This is a genomic window from Amycolatopsis sp. FBCC-B4732 (genome assembly GCF_023008405.1).
Lineage (GTDB): Bacteria > Actinomycetota > Actinomycetes > Mycobacteriales > Pseudonocardiaceae > Amycolatopsis > Amycolatopsis pretoriensis_A.
In genome coordinates, this window is the sequence record NZ_CP095376.1 from 7952809 (window position 1) to 7976175 (window position 23367).

Consider the following 23367-nt stretch of genomic DNA (forward strand, 5'->3'; position numbering starts at 1 on the left):
GGCTAGATTGACCCCATGCGTTCATTGAGGGGGATCCTCGCCGCCGCATGCCTGCTGACCTGCGTCGCAGCGTGTTCGGGCGGCTCCACCACGACAGCGGCGGCGCCGTCCGCACCGCCGTCGTCCACCACGGCGAGCAAGCCGAAGCCGACGCCCACACCGACACCGACACCGACACCGCCGACGTTCACGCCGGTGGTGTCGCCGGCCAAGCTGACCGGGGCCTGCCCGCTCCTGGGCAACGTCGAGCTGGCGCAGGTCCTCGGCGTCGCCTGGAACACCCGGGAGCCGAGCGAGATGCCGCCCGAGCAGCTCGGCCCGGGCAAGGCGTTCCGGTGCTCCTACCCGGTCGGCGAGCTCTACGTGCTCGCGGTTTCGGGTGGCAAGTCGCCGGCCGCGATGGTCAAGCAGCTGGAGTCGGAGTGCTCGGACCCCCCGAAGCCGGTCGCGGGCGCGGGTGAAGTGGCGAGCTACTGCTACGGGACGGGCTACAGCTCGCTGGTCGTGGTCGCCAAGCACGCGCACGGACAGCTGCGGGTCGCCGAGGTCGAGATGGGCCGCAGCCGGGCCGACGTCTGCGAATCGCTCGCGAAACTGCTCGGCGAACGCCTTTAAACGTTGTGTAACCGATATCTCGCGCTCGGTCACGGAGGACTAGATTATCGGACGTGCGCCTGCGTGCGCGAGCTTCGCCGCCGGGGGACGCTGACCTGCTGCAGCGTCCACCCGGGCGGTTTCACGACGGCGGCGCCGGCGGTCGGCGCCGGCGCTGCCGTCATCCAGCTAGGGCCGCTGGGCGCGCCTGGTGGTGAGGGCGTTCAGGTCGAGGGTGAGCGGAGTACCGGCGAAGTCGAGATCGGCGACGCCGGAGAACTCGCCGAAGTTTTCGTAGTCCCCTTCGATCAGCCGATAGGTGATGAGGGTGACCGGGGAGTCGAGGTCGACGATCCAGTAGTGCTCGATGCCGGCTTCGGCGTACTCGGAGAACTTGGTGACCTGGTCGGTCCGCCGGGTACCCTCGGACAGCACCTCGACCACCAGCCGGACGTCACCGGTGTGGAATCGCGGCGGATTGGCTCGCACCAGTGAGTCCGGTGCCACGACCACGTCGGGCACGCGAACCGTCAGCGGCGCTTCGGAAAGAATCACCTCGACCGCGTTCAGCGCGAAGTAGTCATCCGGCAACCACTCACCGATGAGGTAAGCAAGCCGAGTGGCAGCACGCTGGTGGAACCCGTTCGGGCGCGGCGCCAGGAGGAGAACCCCCCTCGACCACTTCGACGTGGTGCTCGGGGGTCTTGTCGCGAGGCAACTCCACGACATCCGAGCCTGCCGGATCGCTACTCCTCCGTGTAGTCGCCCGATGGGGCTCCCCAGCCCGAAGTGTTCTGCCCGTGTGACTCCGCGATCTCGCGGCGCCGCGCGTTCTCCGCCCGCACCCGGTCCACTTCGGACTGGATGTACTCCTCGTCGTACCGCTGGAACACCCGCGCCGGGTTGCCCGCCACCAGCGTTCGCGGCGGCACGTCCTTCGCCACCACCGAATTCGGCTGCACCGTGGCGAAGTCGCCGATCGTCACGCCCGCCATGATGACCACCAGGCCGCCGATGAAGCAGCCCTTGCCGATCTTCACCGGTTTGCGTTCGATCAGGTCGCTGCCCGAGTGGTTCTGCAGCGTCATGTTCGCCAGCCAGCTCGAGTGCGTGAAGATCAGCGTGTTCAGGCCGATGCTGGTGTGCTCGCCGATCTCCAGGCCGCCGCTCGCGTCGAGGGCCGCGCCTTCGCCCACCCAGCAGTGGTCGCCCATCGTGAGGTTCTCGGGACTGATGATCTTCACGCGCTCGCGCACGCGGCACGTCGAAGGCAGCCCGTAGAACTGAGCCCGCTCGGCGTCGTTCATGTACTGCGAGACGAGCTCGGTCAGGATCTGCGGGCGCAGCCGGTGGCTGCGCTCGTCATCGAAGAACATCGGCTTCCGACACCAGCTTCTCGAAGGTGCGCAGGTGCTCCTCCGCGACGACGTCGAGGCCGAAGTTCGAGCGCACCATCTCGCTTTCGCGCTGCGCGATCTGAGCCCGGCGCTCCGGGTCGTCGAGCAGCTCGACCACCGTGCGGGCCACGGCTTCCGCGTCGTCCGGGCGGACCAGCAGGACGTTCTCGCCGTTGCGCAGCTCGATGCCCGGGTAGTTGTCCTCGGTGACCGACGCGATCGTCGCCGTGCCCGAGAGCATCGCCTCCAGGGACGCCGTGCCGCAGCCGCCGTTGAGGTCGTGCGTCACGATGTCCGCCGCCGCGAAGTACGCCGGGACGTCTTCCTTCGGGACCGCGCCCGTGACGACCAGTGCGTCCGAGACGCCCAGTTCCGCCGCCCGCTTCAGGAAGGCGTCGTGGTAGACGCGGCCGACCACGACCACCCGGACGCCGGGGTGCTTGTCCAAAATGGACGGCAGGGCCTCGATCAGCGGCAGCCGGTTGCGCAGCGGGATGACGTGGCCCAGCGAGACGATCAGCGGGGCGTCGCCGATTTCGTGCTCCGCGCGGACGTCCTTCGTCACCGGCTTCGCGAAGTGCCCGGTGTCGACCGCGATCGGGAAGTACTCCGAGTTCGCGTCGCTCGTGCCGTAGCGGTCGACGCAGTAGTCGACGCCCAGCTTGTCGAGGATCACGTACCGCGGCTTGATGTAGGCCAGCATCGGCCGGACGAGCACCGCGTCCAGGAGCCGGAACACGCCGCCGTACAGCTTGTTGTCGCTGATCAGGAGCGTGTGGATGGTCAGCAGCGTCGGGACGCCGTGCCGCCGCGCGTAGATGCCGGCCAGCCACGACAGGTCGAAGAACTGGCCGTGCAGGTGGATCGCGTCCGGCTTGAACTCGTCGAGCAGCTTCCACAGCCGCCGCCAGTTGCCCGGCCGCGGCGACGCGAAGCTCATGTCGAAGTCGATCGACAGGCCGATCTGCGGCATCTTCACCGCCGGGAGGCGCACGACGCGGTAGCCGTCGCGCTCCTCCTCGGCCGGCGCCTCGCCGTAGGCGGCCGTGATCGCCAGTACCTCGTGCCCTTCCTCGACGAACTGCGCCGCCAGCGACGCCGACATGTGCGCGCTGCCGCCGACGCGGGGCGGGAAGAAGTTGTTCACCACCGCGATGCGCATCGCACGTCCCTGGGCCGGCCCCGCGGTGGCAGTCACTCGGATTCCTCGACCAGTTGCCGCATGCCCTCTTCGACGGTGATCCGCGGCTCCCAGCCGAGCACGTCGCGGGCGCGGGTGATGTCGGCGGCGCGCCGCGAGACCAGCACGTCACGCTCGTTGAACAACGGCTCGACGTCGACCCCGACGGCCTCGATGAGGATCTTCGCCAGCGCGGCGATCGAGGTGTCGATGCCGGTGCCGATGTTGATCGGCAGGTTCGCCCGCTCCGATTCCAGCGCCGCGACGACGGCCCGCGCCAGGTCGGTGACGTGCACGAAGTCCATCGACTGGTCGCCGCGGCCGTCGATGATCGGCGGCTGGCCGGCGCGCAGGCGCTGGATGAAGTGGTTGATCACCGAGGTGTAGTACGCCTCGATCTTCTGGCCGGGGCCGTACACGTTGAAGAACCGCAGCGCGTTCCAGGACAGGCCCTTCTGGCGCTCGTAGAAGCCGAGCATGTCCTCGCCCGCGCGCTTCGAGATGCAGTACGGCGTGAGCGGCTTGAGCTCGTCGTCCTCGTGCATCGGCAGCCGCTTCGGCTCGCCGTAGACCGACGCGGTCGACGCGAACACCAGGCGCTCGACACCTTCGTCGGCGGCCGCGGCGAACACGTTGTGGTTGCCGGTCATGTTGATGTCGAACGACTCGTGCGGGTCGGCGATCGACTTGTTGATCGAGACCGTGGCGAAGTGGATGACGTGCGTGCAGCCGCGCATGGCCTCGCGCACCGCACCGCCGTAGCGGACGTCCTTCTCGACGAGCTCGACCTTGCCGGTGGCGACGAACTCGTTGACCCGCGCGCGGTCGCCGCGGGTCATGTTGTCGAAGATGCGCACGGTGTAGCCGCCCTCGATGAGCAGCGGGATCACGTGCGCGGCGATGAACCCACCCGCCCCGGTGAAGAGCACCTTCTTGTCGGACACCAATTTCTCCTCGGTCGGCGGGTTCAAGACAGGGACTGCACGGCTTCGCGCACGACCTCGCCGACGCGCGCCACTTCGGCGTCCGTCAGGTTGGCGTGCATGGGGACCGCGAGCTGGCGCGCGAACGCGTCGGCGGAGACGGGCAGCGGGGTCTGGGGCCCGTAGATCGGCTGGAGGTGCGAGGCGTAGGTGCCGAAGTTGCACTGGACACCCTGCTCGCGGATGCGCAGGGCGAGGGTGTCGCGGCTGACCTCCGGCGCGACCGTGAGCAGGTAGGCCTGCCACGGGTGCTCGCGATCGGACAGTTCCACCGGGACGGTCAGCGCGGCGACGTCCGCGAAGGCCTCGTGGTAGCGCTTCGCGACGGATCGGCGGGCGGCGAGGAGGTCCGGCAGCCGGTCGAGCTGGACGTTCATGATCGCGGCCTGGACGTCCGACATGCGGAAGTTGTAGCCGAGCTCGTGGAACTCCGGGATCGGCAGCGTGTTCGAGCCTTCGCGGCTGATCGCCGGCTCGATGCCGTAGGTGTGCAGCTTGCGGGCGTGCGCGATGAGGTCTTCGCGGTCGGAGACGAGCGCGCCGCCCTCCCCGGCGGTGATGCCCTTGCGGCCGTGGAAGGAGAACGCGGCGAGGTCGGCGAGGCTGCCCGCGGGCCGCGTCTTGTACGTCGCACCGGCGGCGCACGCGGCGTCCTCGAACAGCCAGAGGCCGTGCTTGTCGGCGATCGCCCGGTACTCGTCGAAGTCACCGGGCTGGCCGGCGACGTCGACGGCGAGGATGCCGACGGTGTTCGGGGTGATCAGCGACTCGACGTGGGCCGGGTCCGCGCTGAAGACGTCCGGGCGGATGTCGGCGAAGACCGGCTTCGCGCCCGCCTGGACGACGGCGTGGCCGGTGGCCGGGAACGTGTAGTCGCCGACGATCACCTCGTCACCCGGCCGGACGCCGAGGACCTTGAGCCCCAGGAAGAGCGCCGAACCGCAGTTCGCGGTCGCCAACGCGTGCGCGGTGCCGGTGACCTGCGCGAACCGCTCCTCGAACCGGCGGCACGCCGGACCGGCACCGGCCAGCCAGCCGGATCGGAAGACCTCGGCGACGGCGGCGAGTTCCTCTTCGCCGACGGTCGGCTGACCAAGGGCAATGCTCTCGGACGACATACCTCTCCCATTGCGTGGGGACCCGGCGAAGTGTATAGACGTACGCTCAGCTGATTCACAGGCCCACGCCGTACTCCACTTTCGAGTGACGCCCGCCGCGGCCCGATGGACGTCCTACGCTGGGCACATGCGATTCGGGGTACTGGGGGCCGTCGCCGCGTGGACCCCGGACGGCACGCAGGTGGCGGTGGGCGGACCGCGCTCGCGGACGCTGCTGGCGTTGCTCGCGCTGGCGGCCGGGCGGTTCGTCCCGGCCGAACGGCTGATCGACGGCATGTACGGCGAACACCCGCCGGACGGCGCCGCGAACGCCCTGCAGTCCCAGGTGTCCCGGCTGCGGACGGCGTTGAAGGAACTGGCCCCGGTCGAGTTCACCGCGGCCGGGTACCGGCTGGCCGTCGGACCGGACGAAGTGGACGCTCACGCCTTCGAACGCCTGGCGCGCGAAGGGCGTGCGCTGCTGAAGAACGGCGAAGCCGGCCGCGCCGCGCAGCTGCTGGGCGACGCGCTCGCGCTGTGGCGCGGGCCGGCGTTCAGCGATCTGCCGGAGGCGCCCTTCGCCGCCGCCCAGGCCGCGCGGCTCGAGGAGCTGCGGGCGGACGCGGTGGACGACCACGTCGAGGCCCGGCTGGCGCTGGGGCAGGCCGAGGACGTCCTCATCGGACTCCGGGAGACCGTCGCCGCGCAGCCACTGCGGGAACGGCCGCGGGCGCAGCTCGTGCGGGCGCTGGCCGCCACGGGCCGGTCCGCCGACGCGCTGGGCGCGTTCGAGGACGCCCGCCGGACGCTGGCCGGCGAGCTGGGCGTCGACCCGGGCCCGGAGCTGGCCGAAGCCCACCTCGCGGTGCTGCGCGGCGAGCCCGGGAAGCCGGTGCTCCCGGCGCTGCCCGCCCAGCTGACCAGCTTCGTCGGCCGGGCCGCCGAGCTGCGGCAGGTGGTGGAGCTGCTCGGACGCAGCAGGCTCGTCACGCTGACCGGACCGGGTGGCACCGGCAAGACCCGGCTGGCCATCGAGGTCACGGCCGCCGGCGCCGGGCCGGTCGCGTTCGTCGAGCTGGCCCCGCACGAGGGCGGCGTCGTCCACGCGGTGCTGGGCGCGCTCGGCCTGCGGGAGAGCTCGCGCGGCGGCCCGCAGGACCCCGCCGAGCGGCTGATCGGCGCGCTGCGCGACCGCTCGACGCTGCTGGTGCTCGACAACTGCGAACACGTCGTCGACGAAGCGGCCCGGCTGACCGCGCGGCTGCTCGCCGCGTGCCCGGGGCTGCGCGTGCTGGCGACCAGCCGGGAGCCGCTCGGCATCACCGGCGAGCAGCTGGCGCCGGTGCCGCGGCTGGCCGTCCCGCCGCCCGGCACTTCCGCCGGGCAGGCCGGCGAGTTCGCGGCGATCCGGCTCTTCGCCGACCGCGCCGCCGCGAGCGACCCGGCGTTCGTGCTCGACGAGACGACGATCGGCGACGTCCAGCACATCTGCGCGGCCCTCGACGGCCTGCCGCTGGCGCTGGAGCTGGCCGCGGCCCGCGTCCGCGCGCTGCCCGCAGGCGAGATCGCGGCCCGGCTCGACGACCGGTTCCGGCTGCTGGCCCGCGGCAGCCGGACGGCCGAAGCGCGGCACCGCTCGCTGCGCGGCGTCGTCGAGTGGAGCTGGGACCTGCTCGACGACGAAGAGCGCGAGCTGGCGCGGCGGCTCACGGTGTTCGCCGGCGGCGCGACCGCCGCGGCCGCCGCCGAAGTGTGCGGCGCCGACGTCGACCTGCTGCCGGAGCTGGCCGGCAAGTCCCTCGTCGAGGCGGCAGGCGGCCGGTTCCGGATGCTGGAGACGATCCGCGCGTTCGGCGCGGAGAAGCTCGCCGAAGCGGGCGAGACCGAGCGGGTGCACCGCGCGCACGCCGAGCACTTCCTGCGGTTCGCCGAGGAAGCGGACCCGATGCTGCGGACCGCGGCGCAGCTCGAGTGGCTCGACCGGGTCGACGCCGAGTACGAAAACGTCCTGGCCGCCCTGCGCTGGGCCACCGAGCACGACGTCGTGCTCGCCCTGCGGCTGGTGCCGCTGCTGGCGATGTACTGGTGGATGCGCGGACGGCGGTTCGAGGGCGCCGGGCTGTCGATGGAGGTGGTTTCGCGCTGCTCCCCGGAGGTCCAGGAGCGCTACCCCGAGGAGTTCCTGGTGTGCGTGCTCGGCGCGCTGTCCGGGCACCCCCGCGAGGCGCTGGAGCAGTACCTGCCGCTGGTCCGCCGGTACGCCGTGGACGGCGACTGGACGCCGCGGAACCCGATGCTGGTGATGCTGATGGGCGTCGTCGCGGGGCCGCCCGGCGACGACGCGCAGGTGCTCGGCCGCGGCGAGGGGCTGCTCGCCGGCGGCGACGCGTGGGGCTGGGCGCTGCTGCCGATGGGCCTCGGCCTGCGGGCGATGATGGCGGGCCAGCTGGCCGAGGCCGAGGAAGGGCTGCGCGAAGGCGTGACGCAGTTCCGCGCGCTGGGCGAGCGGTGGGGCCTGTCGATGGCGCTGGACCACCTGTCGCAGCTGCTGACCTGGCGGGGCGAGCACGAGGCCGCCCTGCCGCTGATGGACGAAGCACTGGGCCTGATGCACGAGATCGGCGCGACCGACGACGTGGCCGACCTGATCTGCCGCCGCGCGTGGACGCGCCTGCTCTCGGGCGACCGCGCGGGCGCCCGGGCCGACTACGAACTCGCGGCCGCCACCGCGCGGCGGACGGGCATGCCGGAGTCCCGCGCGGCCGCGTACGTCGGCCTGGCGAACCTCGCGCGGCACGAGGGCGACCTGACCGCGGCCCGGGCGCTGAACGAGCGCGCGCTGGCCGAGTGCCCCGGCGGCTCGTTCTCGGCGGAAACGGCCCGCGCGGGCGTGCTGATCTCGCTGGGCTGGCTGGCGCTGGCGGAGGGCCACCCGGCCGACGCGGGCCGGCTGCACCGGGAGGCACTGCTGACGGGGCACCGGTGGCACGCGGGAGACGTCGTGGCGTTCGCTCTGGAGGGACTGGCCGGAGCCGCCCGGCCGGAGCAGGCGGCGGTCCTGCTGGGCGCCGCGGCCGGCGTCCGCGGGACGGCGATCGCGGGCGATCCGGACGCCGGTTCGGTGCGGGCCCGGGTGCGGGAGTCGCTGGGCCCGGACGGCTTCGAGCGGGCGTACGCGGCCGGCGCGGGGATGAGCGCGCAGAAGGCGCTGACCACGGCGGGCATGGCGGGCTGACCGCGCCGCGGTCCTCGCGTAGCCTGGTCGATCGTGCGCAACGTGGTGGTCGTCGGGGGCGGGATCGTCGGTCTGGCCGTGGCCTGGGAACTCACCAGGCGAGGGCTGGACGTCACCGTGCTGGAGAAGGAATCCCGGTGGGCGGCCCACCAGACCGGGCACAACTCGAACGTCGTGCACGCCGGGCTCTACTACAAGCCCGGGTCCTTCAAGGCGCGGATGTCCGTGGCCGGGAACCGGTCCATCGTGGACTTCGCGCGCCAGTACGGCGTGCCGGTCGAGGTGTGCGGGAAGCTCGTCGTCGCCACCGACGAACGCGAGATCCCGGCGCTGAACACGCTCGCCGAGCGGGCCGAGGCCAACGGCGTCCCGGCCAAGAAGATCTCGCCCGCGGAAGCCCGCGAGTACGAGCCCGAGGTCGCCTGCGTCGCCGCGCTGCGGGTCGAGTCCACCGGGATCATCGACTTCCCCGCCGTTTGCCACGCGCTCGTCCGGCTGCTCGACGAAGCCGGCGTCGACCTGCGGCTGGACTCGCCCGCGCTGGCCATCCGGGCCGGGAGCCACGGCGGGGTCGAGGTCGCGACCGGCGACGACGTCGTCCAGGCCGATGCGCTCGTCAACTGCGCCGGCCTGCACTCCGACCGCGTCGCGCGCCTGGCCGGCCTGACGCCGTCGGCGAAGATCGTGCCGTTCCGCGGCGAGTACTACGAGCTCAAGCCGGAGCGCCGCGGCCTGGTCAAGGGCCTGATCTACCCGGTGCCGGATCCGACGCTGCCGTTCCTCGGCGTGCACCTCACGCGGATGCTCGACGGCAGCGTGCACGCCGGCCCCAACGCCGTGCTGGCGCTGCGGCGCGAGGGCTACCGCTGGGGCGACTTCTCCGCGAAGGACGTCGCCGAGGTCGCGGCCTTCCCCGGTGTCTGGCGGCTGGCGAAGAAGTACGCGGTCCCGACCGGGCTCGACGAGGTCCGCCGCTCGTTCTCGAAGAAGCGCTTCGCCGCCAGCCTCGCCCGGCTCGTCCCGGCCGTCACCGAGGACGACATCGTCCGCCACGGCTCCGGCGTCCGCGCCCAGGCCATGCGCCGCGACGGCTCGCTCGTCGACGACTTCCTCATCGAGACCGCGCGCGACCAGGTGCACGTCCTGAACGCGCCGTCACCGGCCGCGACGAGCGCGCTCGAAATCGCGCGCCACATCGCCGACCAGGTTTCCGAGGGTTAGCCCGGCAGGTTCGCGGTCACCAGCGGCAGGCCCTGCTTGACGACGTCGCAGGTCTTGGTGTCGTCGCCGATGAACCCGCTGACCACCTGCACCGAAGACGTGTCGGTGATCGGCAGGAACGCGCCGCAGGTGACCCGCAGGCCGCCCAGGTTCGGGTAGACGCCCCACTTCTTGCCGCCGACGTCGACGGTCTCGGCCGGGGCGACGCCGTTGACGCCCGGCCACTGGGCCACCGGCGTGCTCGGGCCGTACCAGACTTCGAACGCCTTCTGGCCCTCGCTGCCGTCGGTGTCGTCCCACAGGCAGTAGGACGCGTTCGGCACGACGTTCGAGACGGTCTTCTCCCCGTTCGGCGAGATGTTCTTCAGCTGCGCCACCTGGTCGGGCTTGAGCGCCGCGCAGGGGTCGGCCGAGAGCAGCGGGCCGCCCGGCTCCGGCTTCGCCGAGGTCTGCGGCGTGACCGGCGGCGCGTCCTGCCCGCCGGGCAGGTGGGCCGCGGCCTGCGGGATCACCGGCTTCACCAGTTCGCACGACTTCTCGAGCTTGCTGGTCGAGACGCCGACGAAGGCGAACGACTTGTCGCCGAGCGAGGCGTAGAACGTGCAGTCGTCGGGAAGGATCGAGCCGTACTGCGTCCAGCTGAGCCCGCCGATCTCCTGCGGCGAGGACTTCGGGACGGCACCGGCGATGTACTCGTTGAAGTCCATGTCCGTCGCCAGGCCGACGGTGAGCACGGCCGACGGGTCGATGTCGTCCTTCGAGTTCCACAGGCACATCGGCGGCTGGAGCCGGTCCTTGTTCTCGGCCACCGAATTGCCGGGCGACCGGTAGCCGAGCGCGTCGACCTGGGCTTCGTCGAGCAGGTCACAGGCGTTGACGGCCTTGACGACCGGGCCCTGCCCCGGCACCGGCGACGCCGCACCGCCGACCGTCACCGTGCACCCGGTCACCACGGCCGCGGCGGCCACCGCTGCCGCGACCTGCCACTTGTTGCGCATGAATCCTCCCGTTCGGCCCGGACTGTACTGGGACGAACGGAGGAGCACCGCGGATCCGCCCGATTCAGCGAGGGGTGAGGACTTCCTTGCCGCCGACGAACGGGCGCAGCGCCTCCGGCACGCGGACGGAGCCGTCTTCCTGCTGGTGGTTCTCGACGATCGCGACGATCCAGCGGGTGGTCGCCAGCGTGCCGTTGAGCGTCGCGGCGATCTGCGGCTTGCCGTTCTCGCCGCGGTAGCGGACCGAGAGGCGGCGGGCCTGGAACGTCGTGCAGTTCGACGTCGAGGTCAGCTCGCGGTAGGTGTCCTGGGTCGGGATCCACGCCTCGCAGTCGAACTTGCGGTGCGCGGACGTGCCGAGGTCGCCGGTCGCGGTGTCGATCACCCGGTAGGGCACCTCGATCTTCGCGAGCATCTGCTCTTCCCAGCCGAGCAGCCGCTCGTGCTCGGCTTCGGCGTCCTCCGGCTTGGTGTAGACGAACATCTCCACCTTGTCGAACTGGTGGACGCGGATGATGCCGCGGGTGTCCTTGCCGTACGAGCCGGCCTCGCGCCGGTAGCAGGACGACCAGCCCGCGTACCGGTTCGGGCCGTCGTTCAGGTCGAGGATCTCGTCGGCGTGGAAGCCCGCGAGCGGCACCTCCGACGTCCCGACGAGGTACAGGTCGTCGTCCTCGAGGTGGTAGATCTCGCTCGAGTGCTGGCCCAGGAAGCCGGTGCCGGCCATGATCTCCGGCCGGACCAGCGACGGCGTGATCATCGGCGTGAAGCCGTTCTCGAGCGCCTGCGCGATGGCCATGTTGAGCAGGCCGAGCTGCAGCTGCGCGCCGACGCCGGTGAGGAAGTAGAACCGCGAGCCCGACACCTTCGCGCCGCGCTCCATGTCGACGCCGCCGAGCGCTTCGAGCAGCTCGAGGTGGTCCTTCGGGGTGAAGCCGAGCTTGGTCGGCTCGCCGACGTGCTTGAGCACGGTGAAGTCGTCTTCGCCGCCGACCGGGGCGTCCGGGTGGACGAGGTTCGGCACGGTGCGGAAGAGCTGGTCGAACTCCTCCGACGACGTGTTCTGCTCCGCCTCGGCCGCCTTGACCTGCGCGGCGAGCTCCTTGGCCGTGGCCAGCAGCCGCTGCTTCTCCTCGGGCGGCGCCTTCGGGATCTGCTTGCCCAGGAGCTTCTGCTCGTTGCGCAGCTTGTCCGCGGCCGCGATCGAAGAGCGGCGCCGGGTGTCGAGGGAGAGCAGCTTGTCGACCACTCCCTCGTCTTCACCACGAGCGCGCTGCGACGCGCGCACGGCTTCCGGGTCATCGCGCAGAGTCCTGGGGTCAATCACGAAGACAGAGGGTAGTCCGTACAGACTGTGCGGCCCTACTGGGTTATCCCGACAGTCTGATCGTTGAAGCGCTGTTCACGGCGTCCCCATACTCCAGGGAAACCCCGGAGGAGGCGCCCCGATGACCGACGAGCTGCTCGCCCGGCACCGCGCAGTGATGCCGTCCTGGATGTCGCTGCTCTACGAAGAGCCGATCGAGATCGTGCACGCCCACGACCGGCGCATGACGGATTCCCAGGGCCGCACCTACCTCGACTTCTTCGCCGGGGTGCTGACCAACTCGATGGGCTACGACGTCGCGGAGATCGGCGACGCGGTCCGCAAGCAGCTCGACACCGGCATCCTGCACACCTCGACGCTGTACCTGATCCGCTCCCAGGTCGAGCTGGCCGAACGGATCGCGAAGCTGTCGAACATCCCGGACGCGAAGGTGTTCTTCACCAACTCCGGCAGCGAGGCCAACGACACGGCGCTGATGCTGGCGACGCAGTTCCGGCGCAGCAACCAGGTGCTGGCGATGCGCAACTCCTACCACGGCCGGTCCTTCGGGACGGTCGCGATCACGGGCAACCGCGGCTGGTCGGCGTCGGCGCTGAGCCCGGTGAAGGTCAACTACGTCCACGGCGGCTACCGCTACCGCAGCCCCTTCCGGGACATGTCGGACGCGGACTACATCAAGGCGTGCGTCGCGGACCTGGTGGACGTGCTGGACACGGCGACCGCGGGCGACGTCGCGTGCCTGATCGCCGAGCCGATCCAGGGCGTCGGCGGCTTCAGCCTGCCCCCGGACGGGCTGTTCCGGGCGATGAAGGAAGTCCTGGACGAGTACGGGGTGCTGTTCATTTCGGACGAGGTCCAGACCGGCTGGGGCCGCACGGGCGAGCACTTCTGGGGCATCGACGCACACGGCGTGACGCCGGACATGATGACCTTCGCGAAGGGCCTGGGCAACGGCCTGGCGGTCGGCGGCGTGGTGGCCCGCGGCGACGTCCTGGACTGCTTCCAGGCTCAGTCGTTCTCGACGTTCGGCGGCAACCCGGTGTCGATGGCCGGCGCGACGGCGGTCCTGGACTACATCAAGGACCACGACCTCCAGGCCAACTGCGCGGCCCGCGGCTCGCAGCTCATCTCCGGCCTGCGAGCCGCCGAGTCACCGATCGTCGCCGAGGTACGCGGCAAGGGCCTGATGATCGGCGTGGAGCTGATCAAGCCAGGCACGACCGAGCCCAACGTCCCGGCCGCCGCAAGGATGCTGGAGGAGACGAAGAAGCGCGGCCTCCTGATCGGCAAGGGCGGCCTGCACGGCAACGTCCTGCGCCTGGGCCCCCCGATGACCCTGACCGCCGAGGAGGCCCAGGAGGGCCTGAACATCCTGGTGGACGCCCTGTCAGCAACCCACGCAGCGCTTTGACCCGAAGAGCTGGGTGGTCATCCCGTCGCCTGAGGCAGTGATAGGCCTCGTTCAGGCGACGGGATGACCACCCAGCGACCCCCTCGAGAAGGTGAGAGGACAGCGGGGCTGGTGGTCATCCCGGAGCCTGCCCGTCCGGCGAGGACAGCTTTTGCTCTTTCTCCCGGCCAGAGACTCCCGCAGCGAGAGAGCGGGGAGGTCTGGTGACCTCGTGGTCGGCTTGCGTTGCCGGCCGCCGGTTCGCAGGTGAGCTGGAACCTGGCGACTGGGCCGGGAACTGCTAGCCCCGCACGAAGCGCACCACGTGCTCGGCCAGCTCCTCGCCCGCGTCCTCCTGCAGGAAATGGCCCGCGCCGGCGATCACCGGGTGGTCGATTCCCTGGGCGCCCTTCATCGAGCGCTGCAGGATCGGGGACATCCCGCCCGTGATCGGGTCGCTGTCGGAGAACGCCACCAGGAACGGCAGGTCCAGTTCGGTCAGCGTCCGCCAGGCCGTGCGGTTCGCCGCCGAAGCCGGGTCGTCGGGGCGGTACGGGACCAGGGACGGCATCGCCCGCGGGCCTGCCTTGTACATCTCGTTCGGGAACGGTGCGTCGTACGCCGCCCGCTCCTGCTCCGTCAGGGGAGACCGGCAGCCCGACTGGACGAACCGGGCGACGTCCAGCACCTGGGCCTTGTCCACGGCCTCGCGGAACGCGTGCCACTGCGGTGGCATGTCGACGTCGCCGGTGGGCAGGCCGGTGTTGGCCGCGACGACCCGGGCGAAGCGCGAAGGGTGCTCAGCGACCAGGCGCAGGCCGACCAGGCCGCCCCAGTCCTGGCCGACGAGCGTCACGTCGTGCAGGTCCAGCGCGTCGAACGCGAAGCCGCGCATCCACTCGACGTGCCGGGCGTAGGTGTGGTCGACCAGGTCGCCCGGCTTGTCCGAGCGGCCGAAGCCGACCAGGTCCGGGGCGATCGCGCGCAGGCCCGCGGACGCGAGCACCGGGAGCATCTTGCGGTACAGGTACGACCAGCTGGGTTCGCCGTGGAGCAGGAGCACGACCGGGCCGTCGGCCGGACCCGCCTCCACGTAACCCACTCTGATCACGCCGCCGTGCGGGTCGTCGAGCTCCGCGTACTTCGGCTCGAAGGGGAAGTCGGGCAGGTCCGTGAACCGGTCTTCCGGTGTCCTCAGCAGGCGCACCAGACCCACGCTAGTGCGAATGGCAGAGCCGGGCCACGCACTGCGTGACCCGGCTCACGTCGTTCGGGGGATCGGGCGTCAGGAGATACCGACCGCCACCACGAGGCCCAGGCCGATGTGTGCGGCCGCGACCACGATGCTGACCGGGGCGAACTTCTCGCTCTCGATGGTCGAGGCCACGTCGATGCGGGTCGCCCACTCCAGGAGCCGGACCGCGATCACCTGGACGATGATCCCGAGCAGGCCGTAGACCAGCGACGTGATCAGGCCCTCGGTCAGGTCGCTGGCCGAGTTGAAGATCGCCACGACGACGATGAACGCCATCGAGAGCATCCCGGACGCGGTCACGATCACCGCGTTCGGCAGGCCCTGCGTGACCAGCTTCGACAGCTTGCCCGGCGTGGTCCAATCGATCGCGTAGAAGCCGGCGAACATCAGAATCAGGCCGATGACGCCGTACAGCAGGATCGCGCCGATCCCCCGCACGAGGTCGGAGCCGAACGTGTCGGACAGCGCAAGGGTCGTGTTCACGGTGTGTCTCCCAGGGGAAAAGAGCTGATCAGCGACGGTGTTCTATCACGACTCGACGATGCGATGTGGGACAAATGCCGCACCGTCGTCGGTGACCAGGCCGCCGGTCTCCCGGATGCCGAGGCCGGCGGAGCTGTCGCCGACGATCCACGCGCCCAGCGCCGGCCGGTAGCCGTCGAACTCGGGCAGCGGGTCGAACGCCTGGTAGACGAAGCCTTCGGCGCCGTAGACGCCGTCGGTCTGGGTCTCGTAGCCGGTCGCGACGATCTGCACGTTCGCACCCTCGCGGCCCAGCTTCGGCTTGCGGACGTACTCGGTGAGCAGACCGGGGTCGTCGGCGAACGCGGGCAGCAGGTTCGGGTGGCCCGGGTAGTTCTCCCACAGGATCGCCAGCAGCGTCTTGTTGGAGAGGATCATCTTCCAGAGCGGCTCGATCCACAGCGTCCGCGGCAGCGACTCGACGGCGTTGCGGCCGAACTCCTCGTCGACCACCCACTCCCACGGGTACAGCTTCAGCACGGTCGCCATCTGCGACTCTTCGAGGTCGACGAACCGCTTGAGCACCGGGTCCCAGCCGATCTCCTCGATCGCCAGGCCCACCGTGTCCAGCCCCGCCTCGGCCGCCGTCTCCTGGAGGTACGCCGTGGTGACGTTGTCCTCGCCGCTCGGATCGGCCGCCGACCAGGTGAAGTGCAGTTCGTTCGACGGCAGCTTGTCCTGCAGGAACGCCCAGCGCTCGACGAGCTTCTCGTGGATCGAGTTCCACTGGTCGTCGTCCGGGAAGACGTCGGTCTTCCAGTGCCACTGCAGCAGCGACGCCTCCAGCAGCGTGGTCGGCGTGTCCGCGTTGTACTCCAGCAGCTTCGCCGGCGACTTGCCGTCGTAGCGCAGGTCGAACCGGCCGTAGACGTGCGGGTCCTGCCGCTTCCACGACTCGGCGATGTGCGGCCAGACCCACTCGGGGATGCCGAAGCGCTGGTAGCCCTCGGTCGTCACGACGTTGTCGACGGCCTCGAGGCACATCGAGTGCAGCAGTTCGACGTCGGCTTCGAGCGAGAGCACCTCGTCCATGTCGAAGACGTAGTGCACGGACTCGTCCCAGTACGGCCGCATCCGGCCGCTGCTGTCGCGGGCCGGCGTGCCGTAGACGAGTCCCTGCTCCTCGACGATCCGCTGCCAGTCGCGCCGCGGCTCACGCCGGTCCCGGTACACCTACGATCCCCCGCTCTTGCCGCTGCCGCCGGTGCCCCCGGTGCTGCCGCTCTTCCCGCTGATGCCGAAGCCGCCGCGCTGGACGGACTTGCCGGACTTCGTGTTGACGCTGGTCCGCGACGACGGCGCGTCGTACGAGCCACCGCTCACGCGCTGGCCGATGGTGCCGGTGCCGCCGTAGTTGTAGCGGTAGCTCTGGTAGCCGCCCCCGCCGATCGGCAGGAACAGGAAGCCACCGCTGTGGTAGCCGCCGTGGCTGGTGACGTAGTTGTCGTCGCAGTAGTCGTCGTTCTGGACGACGCCGTCCTTGTCGGTGCAGACGGCCGTGACCTCGCCGGCCGGCTTCGCGACCGAGTAGAACGTCGCGACCAGGCCGACGAGCCCGACCGTGACCCCGCTGCCGATGAGGATCTTGCGCCGGGTCGCCGCCTTGGCGTCGGCCTGGCGGGCCAGCTCCTCGTCGCGTTCTTCCTGCGCGAGCGCCTGCTGCCGCGCCCGCTGTTCGGCGACCGACGGCTGCTTGGGCTGCGTGTTCGAGTCCTGGAACCTCATCGAACCGCGCTTCGGCGGCTCGGGGGGCGGCTGGTCCCCAGTGTTGCTGTCCTGCGTCATGTGCGCTCCGTAATCCCGGCCACCACGAAACCGTGACCCACCCTAACCACCCGGATCGCGCACGTCGCGCGCGGCGCGGGCATCATGGACTGCGATGTCTCCCAGCGCCGATCGGTTCCCCACCGCCACGCAGACGCTGCGCACCCGCGTCGTGATGGGCGGGATCTTCGCGGGCGCGCTCATCGCGCTCGCCCTCAGTGTCGTCTTTTCCTGGAGCGACGGCATCACCGGCGGCTCCGGCGGTGGCGCCGGCAAGCTGTCCGCGGCCGCCCAGGAGGCGTTCCACTCGCCCCCAGGCAGCTGCCTGACCTGGGACAACCCGGACGCGAGCGACGCGCGGAAGGTGGCCTGCACCGAACCGCACCTGTTCGAGGTGACCGCGCTGGCGGACATCGGCGCCCAGTTCCCGGAGGGTGCGCCGGTGCCGTCGCTGGAGCAGTGGCAGCAGATCGCGCAGCAGAAGTGCACCGCCGACGTGAAGCCCTACCTCGGCCACAACCTCGATCCTTACGGAAAGCTGACGACGAACCTGCTGCGCCCGACGCCGTCGCAGTGGGACGACGGCGACCGCCAGCTGCGGTGCGGCCTGCAGTGGGCGGGCCCGGGCGGCAAGCTGCTGTCGACGACCGGGCCGGCCAAGACGCAGGACCAGTCGCTGGTCTTCGAGCCCGGCACCTGCCTCGCGCTGCAGGGCAAGGGCGTCGGCGACCCGCTCGACTGCGCCAAGCCGCACTCCTACGAGATCATCGCGACCCTCGACCTCAAGACGAAGTTCAAGGACGGCTACCCGAAGCAGGACGACCAGAAGGCCTGGCTCGACACCGAGTGCACCAAGGCCGCGGCGGACTACACCGGCGGCGCCGACCTCGACCAGAAGAAGCTGATCCTGACCTGGGACCTGCGCGAGCAGGAGAGCTGGGACGCGGGGTCGGCCAAGGTCAACTGCAAGGTGGCGGCGCTCCTGCCGGACAAGAGCGGCCTGCAGGCGGTCACCGGCAGCGTCAAGGCCGCGCCGGCCGGTCCCGACGGCGGCCAGCCCCAGGACGGCGGCCCGCCGTCGGACGGGGGCGGCGGCCCGGCCACGTCGAACTCGGCCCCGCCGTCGACGAAGACGAACGGCTGATGCCGGTCGAGATGAGCCGGGAGCGGTTCGAAGAACTGGTCTCGGCGGCGCTGGACGAGGTACCGCCCGAGTTCGCGCGCGCGATGGACAACGTCGTCGTGCTGGTCGAGGAGTTCAACGACGAGGCGCCGGACATCCTCGGGCTTTACCACGGCGTCGCGCTGACCGAGCGGACGTCGTCGTACGGCGGGGTGCTGCCCGACCGGATCTCGATCTACCGGCAGCCGATCCTCTCGATGTGCGAAGACGAGGACGAGGTCGTCGAAGAGGTGCTGATCACCGTGGTGCACGAGCTGGGTCACCACTTCGGCATCGACGACGCCCGGTTGCACGAGCTGGGCTGGGGCTGAGCCCGCACTGTAACCCCGATCGGGTGACCGCGCGCTTATCCTGTTACCCGAAGTCATTGGGTGACTGCGATACGTGCTGGGGGCCCCGATGGACAACGCGCGAAGACTCCCGTGGCTGCTGACGTCGAGCGCGGCCTCCCACCTGGGGGACGGCATCGGCAAGGTGGCCCTGCCCCTGCTGGCCACGACCCTCACCCACGACCCGGTGCTCATCGCCGGGTTGTCCGCCACCCAGTTCCTGCCGTGGCTGCTGTTCGCCGCCGTCGCCGGCGCGCTGGTCGACCGGATCGACCGGCGGCGCGCGATGGTCGTCGCGAACACCGCCCGCGCGGCCGCGGTGGGTGTGCTGGCCGTGCTGGTCGCCACCGGCGGGATGACGATCTGGCTGGTCTACCTGACCGCGCTGGTCATCGGGACGGCCGAGACGATCGCCGACAGCGCGGCGAACGCGCTGGTCCCGGCGGTCGTCGGCGACGGCTCGCTCGACGCCGCCAACAGCAAGCTGCAGGCCTGCGAGATCGTCGGCCAGACGTTCCTCGGCGGGCCGATCGGGAGCCTGGCCTTCGCGCTCTTCGCCGCGTTCCCGTTCGTGCTCGGCTCCGCGGGGTTCGCGATCGCGGCCGCGGTGCTGCTCGGGCTGACCGGCACCTACCGCGGACGCGGTGAGGCGCGGCCGGCTCGGTTGCGCACCGAGCTGGCCGACGGCCTGCGCTGGCTGCGCGGGCACCCGCTGCTGCTCCGGCTGGTCGTCGTCGCCGGGCTGCTCAGCCTGGTCAGCGAGCTCGCGCAGGCGCAGCTGGTGCTCTACGCGCTCGACGACCTCCACCTGTCCGACGCGGCCTTCGGGCTCTTCGCGTTCGTCGGCGGCATCGGCGGGCTCGCCGGCGCGGGCGTCGCGCCGCGGCTGGTGCGCGCGGCGGGCCGGCGCGCGGTCGTCGTCGGCGGGATCCTCGGCTGCGGCCTCGGCTTCGGCGGGATGGGCCTGGTGCGCTCGCCGGTCACGGGTGCGGTGCTGTTCGGCCTGTTCGCGGCATCCGTGGTCGCGGTGAACGTCGTGCTCGCGACCGCCCGGCACACGCTCGTGCCGGGCGAGCTGCTCGGCCGGGTGCTCGGCGTCTGGCGCACGGTGGTCTGGGGCGCGATCCCGATCGGCGCCCTGCTCGGCGGGGTGCTGACCGGCGCGCTCGGCTCGGCCGCGCGGACGTTCGCCGCGTCCGGGGTGGCCATGCTGGTGATCGCCGCGTTCGCCTTCGGGGCGCTGCGGCGGTTCCCGCTCGGTGACGAATCGGACTCAGCCGCGGCGCTGATGCACCAGGATCCGTGATTGTGAGCTGAAATAGCTCCTCACCCAGGTGGTGAGGAGGCGACCATGCGCACCGTGGACCCGGGCACCGGCACCGACGCCGTTCCCGACTTCGAGGAGTCCCCGGCCGAGACCGGCGAGCCCGCCGCACCGCAGCCGTCACGCCGGCTGCTGGTGCTCTGCGCGGTCGCCGGGTTCGTGCTCGGCGGCAGCGTGCTCGGGCTGCTCTGGGGGCTGTCGGGGGTGCACGCCGGCGCGCTCGACGACGCCGTCGCGGCGTGCCAGGCGCTCGACCGGGTGGGCGAGCTGCCCGACACGAGCCGGGACGCGCAGCCGTCGCTGACGCCCGGCCTCAGCGCGGAACGGCTGCAGCGGATGACGGCGGCCCGCGCCCTGTCCGCGGCCGCCGCCCAGGTCAACGCCAACTACCAGCCGCTCGCCGACCACATCGACGGCGTCAGCCGGATGGTGCTGAGCCTGCACTTCAACGACATCTCCGGGCAGCGGCACCTGACCGAGGCCAAGGAGATCTGCGGCCGCATTTAGGCCGGGTGAACCGTCTTCACCGCGAGCTGGTTGCCCGGGATCTTCGTGCTGGCGCAGCCCGTGCCCTCGGACGGCAGGAAGTTCGAGGCGGTCTCCTGCGGCAGGTAGATCCGCAGGCCCTTCACCGCGGTCGGCTGGCACGTGCTCGAGTCGAAGTTCTGCACGTTCACGAACTGGAGGTCGGCGGCCGCGGTCTGGCCCGGGTTCAGCTTGACGGCATTGCCCTTGCTGCCTTCGCGGAAGGCGTCCTTGCCGACCTGGTGCCCGTCCGCCCCCGCGACGTAGGACACGCCGGGGAAGCCCTGGATGAGGCACGGCTTCGAACTCGAGTTGGTGATCAGCAGCGGCCGGTACGTCGAGCCGGCGCCGGCGTCGCCCTGGCCGAGCGCAAGCTTGACGTCGCCGGCCTTGCAGAGCCCGTTGTCCGCGGGCTGGGCGGGCGGCGACGAGGCCGGCGTCGAGCTGCTGGGGCTGGACGTGGCCGTGGTGACGGTGGTGGAGGTCGGCGACGCCGAAGTCGACGGCGTCGAGCTGCTCGCCGCGGGCGTGGCCCCGCCGCCTCCGCAGGCAGAAAGCGCCAAAACGCCTGCCGAAGCCGCGACCACCGGGAACAACCGTGAAAGCTTCGTCCGAACCATGTCAATCGCCTCCCTGATGTGGTGCTACTGGGTAGACGTACGGGTCTCCGGCAGGTTGGTTCGCACCGTTAATTCCCCACCAAACGTTTCTCAAACGTGACGGGATCACACTTTCGTGACGTTCAGAGCGGGGTGTCGACCCAGGTCAGGCAGTGCCACACCCCGTCCGGCCGGGCCGTCAGCTCGACGAGACCGGTGTTCGGGATCAGCGCCGCGTTGGCGACGTCGGCGTGGACGTTCGGCGCCAGCCACTCGCCGGCCAGCCGGATCGCGCCGCCGTGGCTGACCAGCGCGACCACGCCGTCCGGGTCGGCCTGCTCGTGCTTGGCCCGCAGCGCGCCGACCGCGTCGAGCATCCGGCTGCGCACGCTGGTGCCGCTCTCGCCGCCGGGCAGCGACGGCTCCAGCTCGCCGAGCGTCCAGCGCCGGACCGTGTCCAGGTAGACCCGGATCGACTCGTGGTCGGTCGCGCCCTCCAGATCGCCCGCGACGACCTCGTGCACGCCGTCGACGACCTGCACGTCCATGGCGAACCGCGCGGCCAGCGGCGCCGCGGTCTGCTGGGCGCGGGTCGCCTGCGAGGCGTAGACCGCGACCAGCGGTTCGCCCACGAGCCGCACGGCGAGCTGCTCGGCCTGCCGCCGGCCGAGGTCGGTCAGCGGCGGCCCGGGCAGGGCGGTGTCGAGCGCGCCGCGGACGTTCCCGTCGGTCTGCCCGTGGCGGATGAGCAGCAGCCTCACGCGAGCTCCCCCTTGCGGACCGCTTCGGCCCACACCGCCGCTTCGACGAAGTCGTCGTTGCCGGCGCCCGGTTCGATCGTGGTGCGGGTGCCGTCGGCACGCGGGTGCGAGCCGAGGAACCGCAGGTTGCGGCAGTGCCGGCGCAGCGCGGTCAGCGCGTCGAGGATGCGCGGCTCGGCCACGTGCCCCTCGAAGTCGATGAAGAAGCGGTACTCGCCGAAGTTGTTGCGCGTCGGCCGCGCGTCGAGCCGGGTCAGGTTGATCCCGCGGTCGGCCAGCGCGGTGAGCAGCTCGGCGAGCGTGCCGGTGCGGTTGACGGCCGCGGCGACCACCGACGTCCGGTCCGCGCCCGTCGGCTCCGGCAGCTCGCCCGGCGGGCGGACCAGCAGGAACCGCGTCGCCGCGTCGGTCACGTCGGCGACCTCGGTGGCCAGCACGTCGAGGTCGTAGTGCTCGACCGCGACCGGCGCGCAGACCGCCGCGTCGAACTCGCCCTCCAGCACGCCGACGGCGGCGGCGGACGTCGACGACGACGCCACCGGGTGCGCGCCCGGGAGGTTCGCTTCGAGCCACTCGCGGACCTGGGCCAGCGCGTGCGGGTGGCTGGCGACGGTCCGGATCTCGCCGCCCCCGCGCCGGGTCAGCACGCTGAAGTGGATCGGCAGGATGGCCTCGGCGACGGCGACCAGCGGCGTCGCCTCGCTGAACGCGTCGAGCGTCGTCGGCACCACGCCTTCGACCGAGTTCTCGATCGGCACGCAGGCGGCGTCCGCCCCGCCCTCGCGGACGGTCGTCATCGCCTGCCGCACGGTCTCGACCGGAATCAGTTCGTCGCCGGGGGCGAGCGCCCGCGCGGCCTGTTCGGTGAAGGTCCCCCGGGGGCCGAAGTATGCGATCCGTGACACAGCGCCCAGGTTACGGGGGTGCCGCGTGGCGACTTTCACTCGGACAGCCGGTACGTGAACCGGTTACGCCGGGTGGCGTTTTTTGCGATGCTGGGGACTGTGACCGCCGACTCGGGCACGCACACCGGCCGCGGGGACGCACATCCCCCGGTCTCCCCTCGGACCCCCGAGCTGGTGCTGTGCGCCGTCGATGAACCACTCGCCACCGCCTGGACCGCCGCCGTGGGAAAACTGGCCGGCCGGGTCCGGGTGCACCGCGGGTCGGTCCTCGACGTCGTCGCGCAGGCCGTGGTCAGCCCGGCCAACTCCTACGGCTGGATGCGCGGCGGGATCGACGCGGTCTACGCGCGGGCGTTCCCCGACGTCGAGCAGAGCGTTCGCAGCGCTGTGCTGGCGTTCCACGGCGGCGAGCTGCCGATCGGCGAGGCCGTGATCGTGCCGACCGGCGAGCCCGAGCCGGCCTGGCTGATCAGCGCGCCGACCATGCGCGAGCCCGGCGAGCTGCTGCCCGCCGACACCGTCCACCCCTACCTCGCCGCCCGCGCGGTGTTCCTCCAGTGGCGTGACGGGCAGCTCGACCACGGGCCGGTGCGCGAGCACGTCGACACCATCGCGATGCCGGGACTGGGCACCGGCGTCGGCGGCGTCGACCCGGCGACGTGCGCCCGTCAGGTCGCGGCCGCGTGGGACGAGGTCTTCGGGAACCGTTACCCGCGGTAACCCCTGGAAAGTCAGGGGGTGGACTACATCACAGCGCGTTCACCCGCCGTAAGCCCTA

General features: G+C 71.3%; 23 protein-coding genes. 9 read left to right on the forward strand and 14 right to left on the reverse strand.

Annotation, left to right across the window (positions count from 1 at the left end):
- Positions 1-15: 15 nt before the first annotated feature.
- Positions 16-615, forward strand: a complete 600-nt coding sequence (locus MUY14_RS35630; protein ID WP_247015897.1) for a hypothetical protein — start codon at positions 16-18, stop codon at positions 613-615.
- 168 nt (positions 616-783) lie between these two features.
- Here the strand turns inward: MUY14_RS35630 and MUY14_RS35635 are convergent, their stop codons facing one another.
- Genes MUY14_RS35635 through MUY14_RS35655 form a run of 5 tightly spaced genes read right to left on the reverse strand, consistent with a single transcriptional unit; the run spans position 784 to position 5272 of the window.
- The gene (locus MUY14_RS35635; RefSeq protein ID WP_247015900.1) at positions 784-1323 is read right to left on the reverse strand and encodes a Uma2 family endonuclease; all 540 of its coding nucleotides are present in this window, start codon (positions 1321-1323) and stop codon (positions 784-786) included.
- A gap of 17 nt (positions 1324-1340) precedes the next feature.
- Positions 1341-1970, reverse strand: coding sequence for a DapH/DapD/GlmU-related protein (locus MUY14_RS35640; protein ID WP_247015902.1), 630 nt, complete (start codon positions 1968-1970; stop codon positions 1341-1343).
- Positions 1957-3153, reverse strand: coding sequence for a glycosyltransferase family 4 protein (locus MUY14_RS35645; RefSeq protein ID WP_247015904.1), 1197 nt, complete (start codon positions 3151-3153; stop codon positions 1957-1959). The genes MUY14_RS35640 and MUY14_RS35645 overlap by 14 nt, the downstream gene beginning before the upstream one ends.
- 32 nt (positions 3154-3185) lie before the next feature.
- On the reverse strand, positions 3186-4115 hold the full coding sequence (locus MUY14_RS35650; protein WP_247015906.1) for an NAD-dependent epimerase/dehydratase family protein: 930 nt from the start codon (positions 4113-4115) through the stop codon (positions 3186-3188).
- Positions 4116-4138: 23 nt separating this feature from the next.
- The gene (locus MUY14_RS35655; protein ID WP_247015908.1) at positions 4139-5272 is read right to left on the reverse strand and encodes a DegT/DnrJ/EryC1/StrS aminotransferase family protein; all 1134 of its coding nucleotides are present in this window, start codon (positions 5270-5272) and stop codon (positions 4139-4141) included.
- Positions 5273-5399: 127 nt separating this feature from the next.
- On the opposite strand from MUY14_RS35655, the gene MUY14_RS35660 reads away from it, so the two are divergent.
- Both MUY14_RS35660 and lhgO read left to right on the forward strand, forming a co-directional pair.
- Complete coding sequence (locus tag MUY14_RS35660) at positions 5400-8486, forward strand: BTAD domain-containing putative transcriptional regulator (protein ID WP_247015910.1); 3087 nt, start codon at positions 5400-5402, stop codon at positions 8484-8486.
- 33 nt (positions 8487-8519) lie between these two features.
- Positions 8520-9707, forward strand: coding sequence for an L-2-hydroxyglutarate oxidase (lhgO, locus tag MUY14_RS35665; protein ID WP_247015912.1), 1188 nt, complete (start codon positions 8520-8522; stop codon positions 9705-9707).
- Here lhgO and MUY14_RS35670 read toward each other — a convergent pair.
- Both MUY14_RS35670 and serS read right to left on the reverse strand, forming a co-directional pair.
- On the reverse strand, positions 9704-10705 hold the full coding sequence (locus tag MUY14_RS35670) for a DUF3558 family protein (RefSeq protein ID WP_247015914.1): 1002 nt from the start codon (positions 10703-10705) through the stop codon (positions 9704-9706). The genes lhgO and MUY14_RS35670 overlap by 4 nt on opposite strands.
- Positions 10706-10769: 64 nt before the next feature.
- Positions 10770-12032: a serine--tRNA ligase gene (serS, locus tag MUY14_RS35675; RefSeq protein ID WP_247015916.1), complete on the reverse strand. Its 1263-nt coding sequence runs from the start codon at positions 12030-12032 to the stop codon at positions 10770-10772.
- Between the two features lie 121 nt (positions 12033-12153).
- Here serS and MUY14_RS35680 point away from each other — a divergent pair, with 121 nt between their 5' ends.
- Positions 12154-13443 (forward strand): aspartate aminotransferase family protein, encoded by a 1290-nt coding sequence (locus tag MUY14_RS35680; RefSeq protein ID WP_247015918.1) that lies wholly within the window; start codon positions 12154-12156, stop codon positions 13441-13443.
- Between the two features lie 280 nt (positions 13444-13723).
- Here MUY14_RS35680 and MUY14_RS35685 read toward each other — a convergent pair whose 3' ends face one another.
- The 4 genes from MUY14_RS35685 to MUY14_RS35700 all read right to left on the reverse strand — a co-directional run bounded on the left by MUY14_RS35685 (position 13724) and on the right by MUY14_RS35700 (position 16984).
- A complete protein-coding gene (locus MUY14_RS35685; protein ID WP_247015920.1) occupies positions 13724-14638 on the reverse strand; it encodes a haloalkane dehalogenase in 915 nt (304 codons plus the stop codon).
- 69 nt (positions 14639-14707) lie between these two features.
- On the reverse strand, positions 14708-15160 hold the full coding sequence (locus tag MUY14_RS35690; RefSeq protein WP_247015922.1) for a DUF350 domain-containing protein: 453 nt from the start codon (positions 15158-15160) through the stop codon (positions 14708-14710).
- A 45-nt stretch (positions 15161-15205) separates the two neighbouring features.
- On the reverse strand, positions 15206-16372 hold the full coding sequence (locus tag MUY14_RS35695) for a glutathionylspermidine synthase family protein (protein WP_247015924.1): 1167 nt from the start codon (positions 16370-16372) through the stop codon (positions 15206-15208).
- Positions 16373-16984, reverse strand: a complete 612-nt coding sequence (locus tag MUY14_RS35700) for a hypothetical protein (protein WP_247015926.1) — start codon at positions 16982-16984, stop codon at positions 16373-16375.
- A 94-nt stretch (positions 16985-17078) separates the two neighbouring features.
- On the opposite strand from MUY14_RS35700, the gene MUY14_RS35705 reads away from it, so the two are divergent.
- The 4 genes from MUY14_RS35705 to MUY14_RS35720 all read left to right on the forward strand — a co-directional run bounded on the left by MUY14_RS35705 (position 17079) and on the right by MUY14_RS35720 (position 20306).
- Positions 17079-18107, forward strand: coding sequence for a septum formation family protein (locus MUY14_RS35705; protein ID WP_247015928.1), 1029 nt, complete (start codon positions 17079-17081; stop codon positions 18105-18107).
- On the forward strand, positions 18107-18457 hold the full coding sequence (locus MUY14_RS35710; RefSeq protein ID WP_247015930.1) for a metallopeptidase family protein: 351 nt from the start codon (positions 18107-18109) through the stop codon (positions 18455-18457). Before MUY14_RS35705 ends, MUY14_RS35710 begins: the two co-directional genes overlap by 1 nt.
- A gap of 88 nt (positions 18458-18545) precedes the next feature.
- Complete coding sequence (locus tag MUY14_RS35715; RefSeq protein ID WP_247025409.1) at positions 18546-19781, forward strand: MFS transporter; 1236 nt, start codon at positions 18546-18548, stop codon at positions 19779-19781.
- A gap of 45 nt (positions 19782-19826) precedes the next feature.
- Positions 19827-20306, forward strand: coding sequence for a hypothetical protein (locus MUY14_RS35720; RefSeq protein WP_247015932.1), 480 nt, complete (start codon positions 19827-19829; stop codon positions 20304-20306).
- On the opposite strand, the gene MUY14_RS35725 is transcribed toward MUY14_RS35720, so the two are convergent.
- The 3 genes from MUY14_RS35725 to pheA all read right to left on the reverse strand — a co-directional run bounded on the left by MUY14_RS35725 (position 20303) and on the right by pheA (position 22589).
- Entirely contained in the window at positions 20303-20944 is a 642-nt protein-coding gene (locus tag MUY14_RS35725) for a DUF4232 domain-containing protein (RefSeq protein WP_396126610.1), read from the reverse strand. The two genes, MUY14_RS35720 and MUY14_RS35725, sit on opposite strands and share 4 nt — an antisense overlap.
- A 122-nt stretch (positions 20945-21066) precedes the next feature.
- Positions 21067-21684 carry a histidine phosphatase family protein gene (locus MUY14_RS35730; RefSeq protein ID WP_247015934.1) on the reverse strand — a complete coding sequence of 206 codons (618 nt, stop codon included), beginning with the start codon at positions 21682-21684 and terminating at the stop codon, positions 21067-21069.
- The gene (gene pheA, locus MUY14_RS35735; RefSeq protein ID WP_247015936.1) at positions 21681-22589 is read right to left on the reverse strand and encodes a prephenate dehydratase; all 909 of its coding nucleotides are present in this window, start codon (positions 22587-22589) and stop codon (positions 21681-21683) included. The genes MUY14_RS35730 and pheA overlap by 4 nt, the downstream gene beginning before the upstream one ends.
- A gap of 99 nt (positions 22590-22688) precedes the next feature.
- On the opposite strand from pheA, the gene MUY14_RS35740 reads away from it, so the two are divergent.
- Positions 22689-23309, forward strand: coding sequence for a macro domain-containing protein (locus MUY14_RS35740; protein ID WP_247015938.1), 621 nt, complete (start codon positions 22689-22691; stop codon positions 23307-23309).
- Positions 23310-23367 lie beyond the last annotated feature (58 nt).

Excerpts from the sequence above, each read along its gene's own strand:
- MUY14_RS35630 (WP_247015897.1), top strand. The coding sequence starts at position 16 with ATGCGTTCATTGAGGGGGATCCTCGCCGCCGCATGCCTGCTGACCTGC.
- MUY14_RS35635 (WP_247015900.1), bottom strand. The coding sequence starts at position 1,323 with ATGTCGTGGAGTTGCCTCGCGACAAGACCCCCGAGCACCACGTCGAAG.
- MUY14_RS35640 (WP_247015902.1), bottom strand. The coding sequence starts at position 1,970 with ATGTTCTTCGATGACGAGCGCAGCCACCGGCTGCGCCCGCAGATCCTG.
- MUY14_RS35645 (WP_247015904.1), bottom strand. The coding sequence starts at position 3,153 with ATGCGCATCGCGGTGGTGAACAACTTCTTCCCGCCCCGCGTCGGCGGC.
- MUY14_RS35655 (WP_247015908.1), bottom strand. The coding sequence starts at position 5,272 with ATGTCGTCCGAGAGCATTGCCCTTGGTCAGCCGACCGTCGGCGAAGAG.
- MUY14_RS35660 (WP_247015910.1), top strand. The coding sequence starts at position 5,400 with ATGCGATTCGGGGTACTGGGGGCCGTCGCCGCGTGGACCCCGGACGGC.
- MUY14_RS35670 (WP_247015914.1), bottom strand. The coding sequence starts at position 10,705 with ATGCGCAACAAGTGGCAGGTCGCGGCAGCGGTGGCCGCCGCGGCCGTG.
- MUY14_RS35680 (WP_247015918.1), top strand. The coding sequence starts at position 12,154 with ATGACCGACGAGCTGCTCGCCCGGCACCGCGCAGTGATGCCGTCCTGG.
- MUY14_RS35700 (WP_247015926.1), bottom strand. The coding sequence starts at position 16,984 with ATGACGCAGGACAGCAACACTGGGGACCAGCCGCCCCCCGAGCCGCCG.
- MUY14_RS35705 (WP_247015928.1), top strand. The coding sequence starts at position 17,079 with ATGTCTCCCAGCGCCGATCGGTTCCCCACCGCCACGCAGACGCTGCGC.
- MUY14_RS35710 (WP_247015930.1), top strand. The coding sequence starts at position 18,107 with ATGCCGGTCGAGATGAGCCGGGAGCGGTTCGAAGAACTGGTCTCGGCG.
- MUY14_RS35715 (WP_247025409.1), top strand. The coding sequence starts at position 18,546 with ATGGACAACGCGCGAAGACTCCCGTGGCTGCTGACGTCGAGCGCGGCC.
- MUY14_RS35720 (WP_247015932.1), top strand. The coding sequence starts at position 19,827 with ATGCGCACCGTGGACCCGGGCACCGGCACCGACGCCGTTCCCGACTTC.
- MUY14_RS35725 (WP_396126610.1), bottom strand. The coding sequence starts at position 20,944 with ATGGTTCGGACGAAGCTTTCACGGTTGTTCCCGGTGGTCGCGGCTTCG.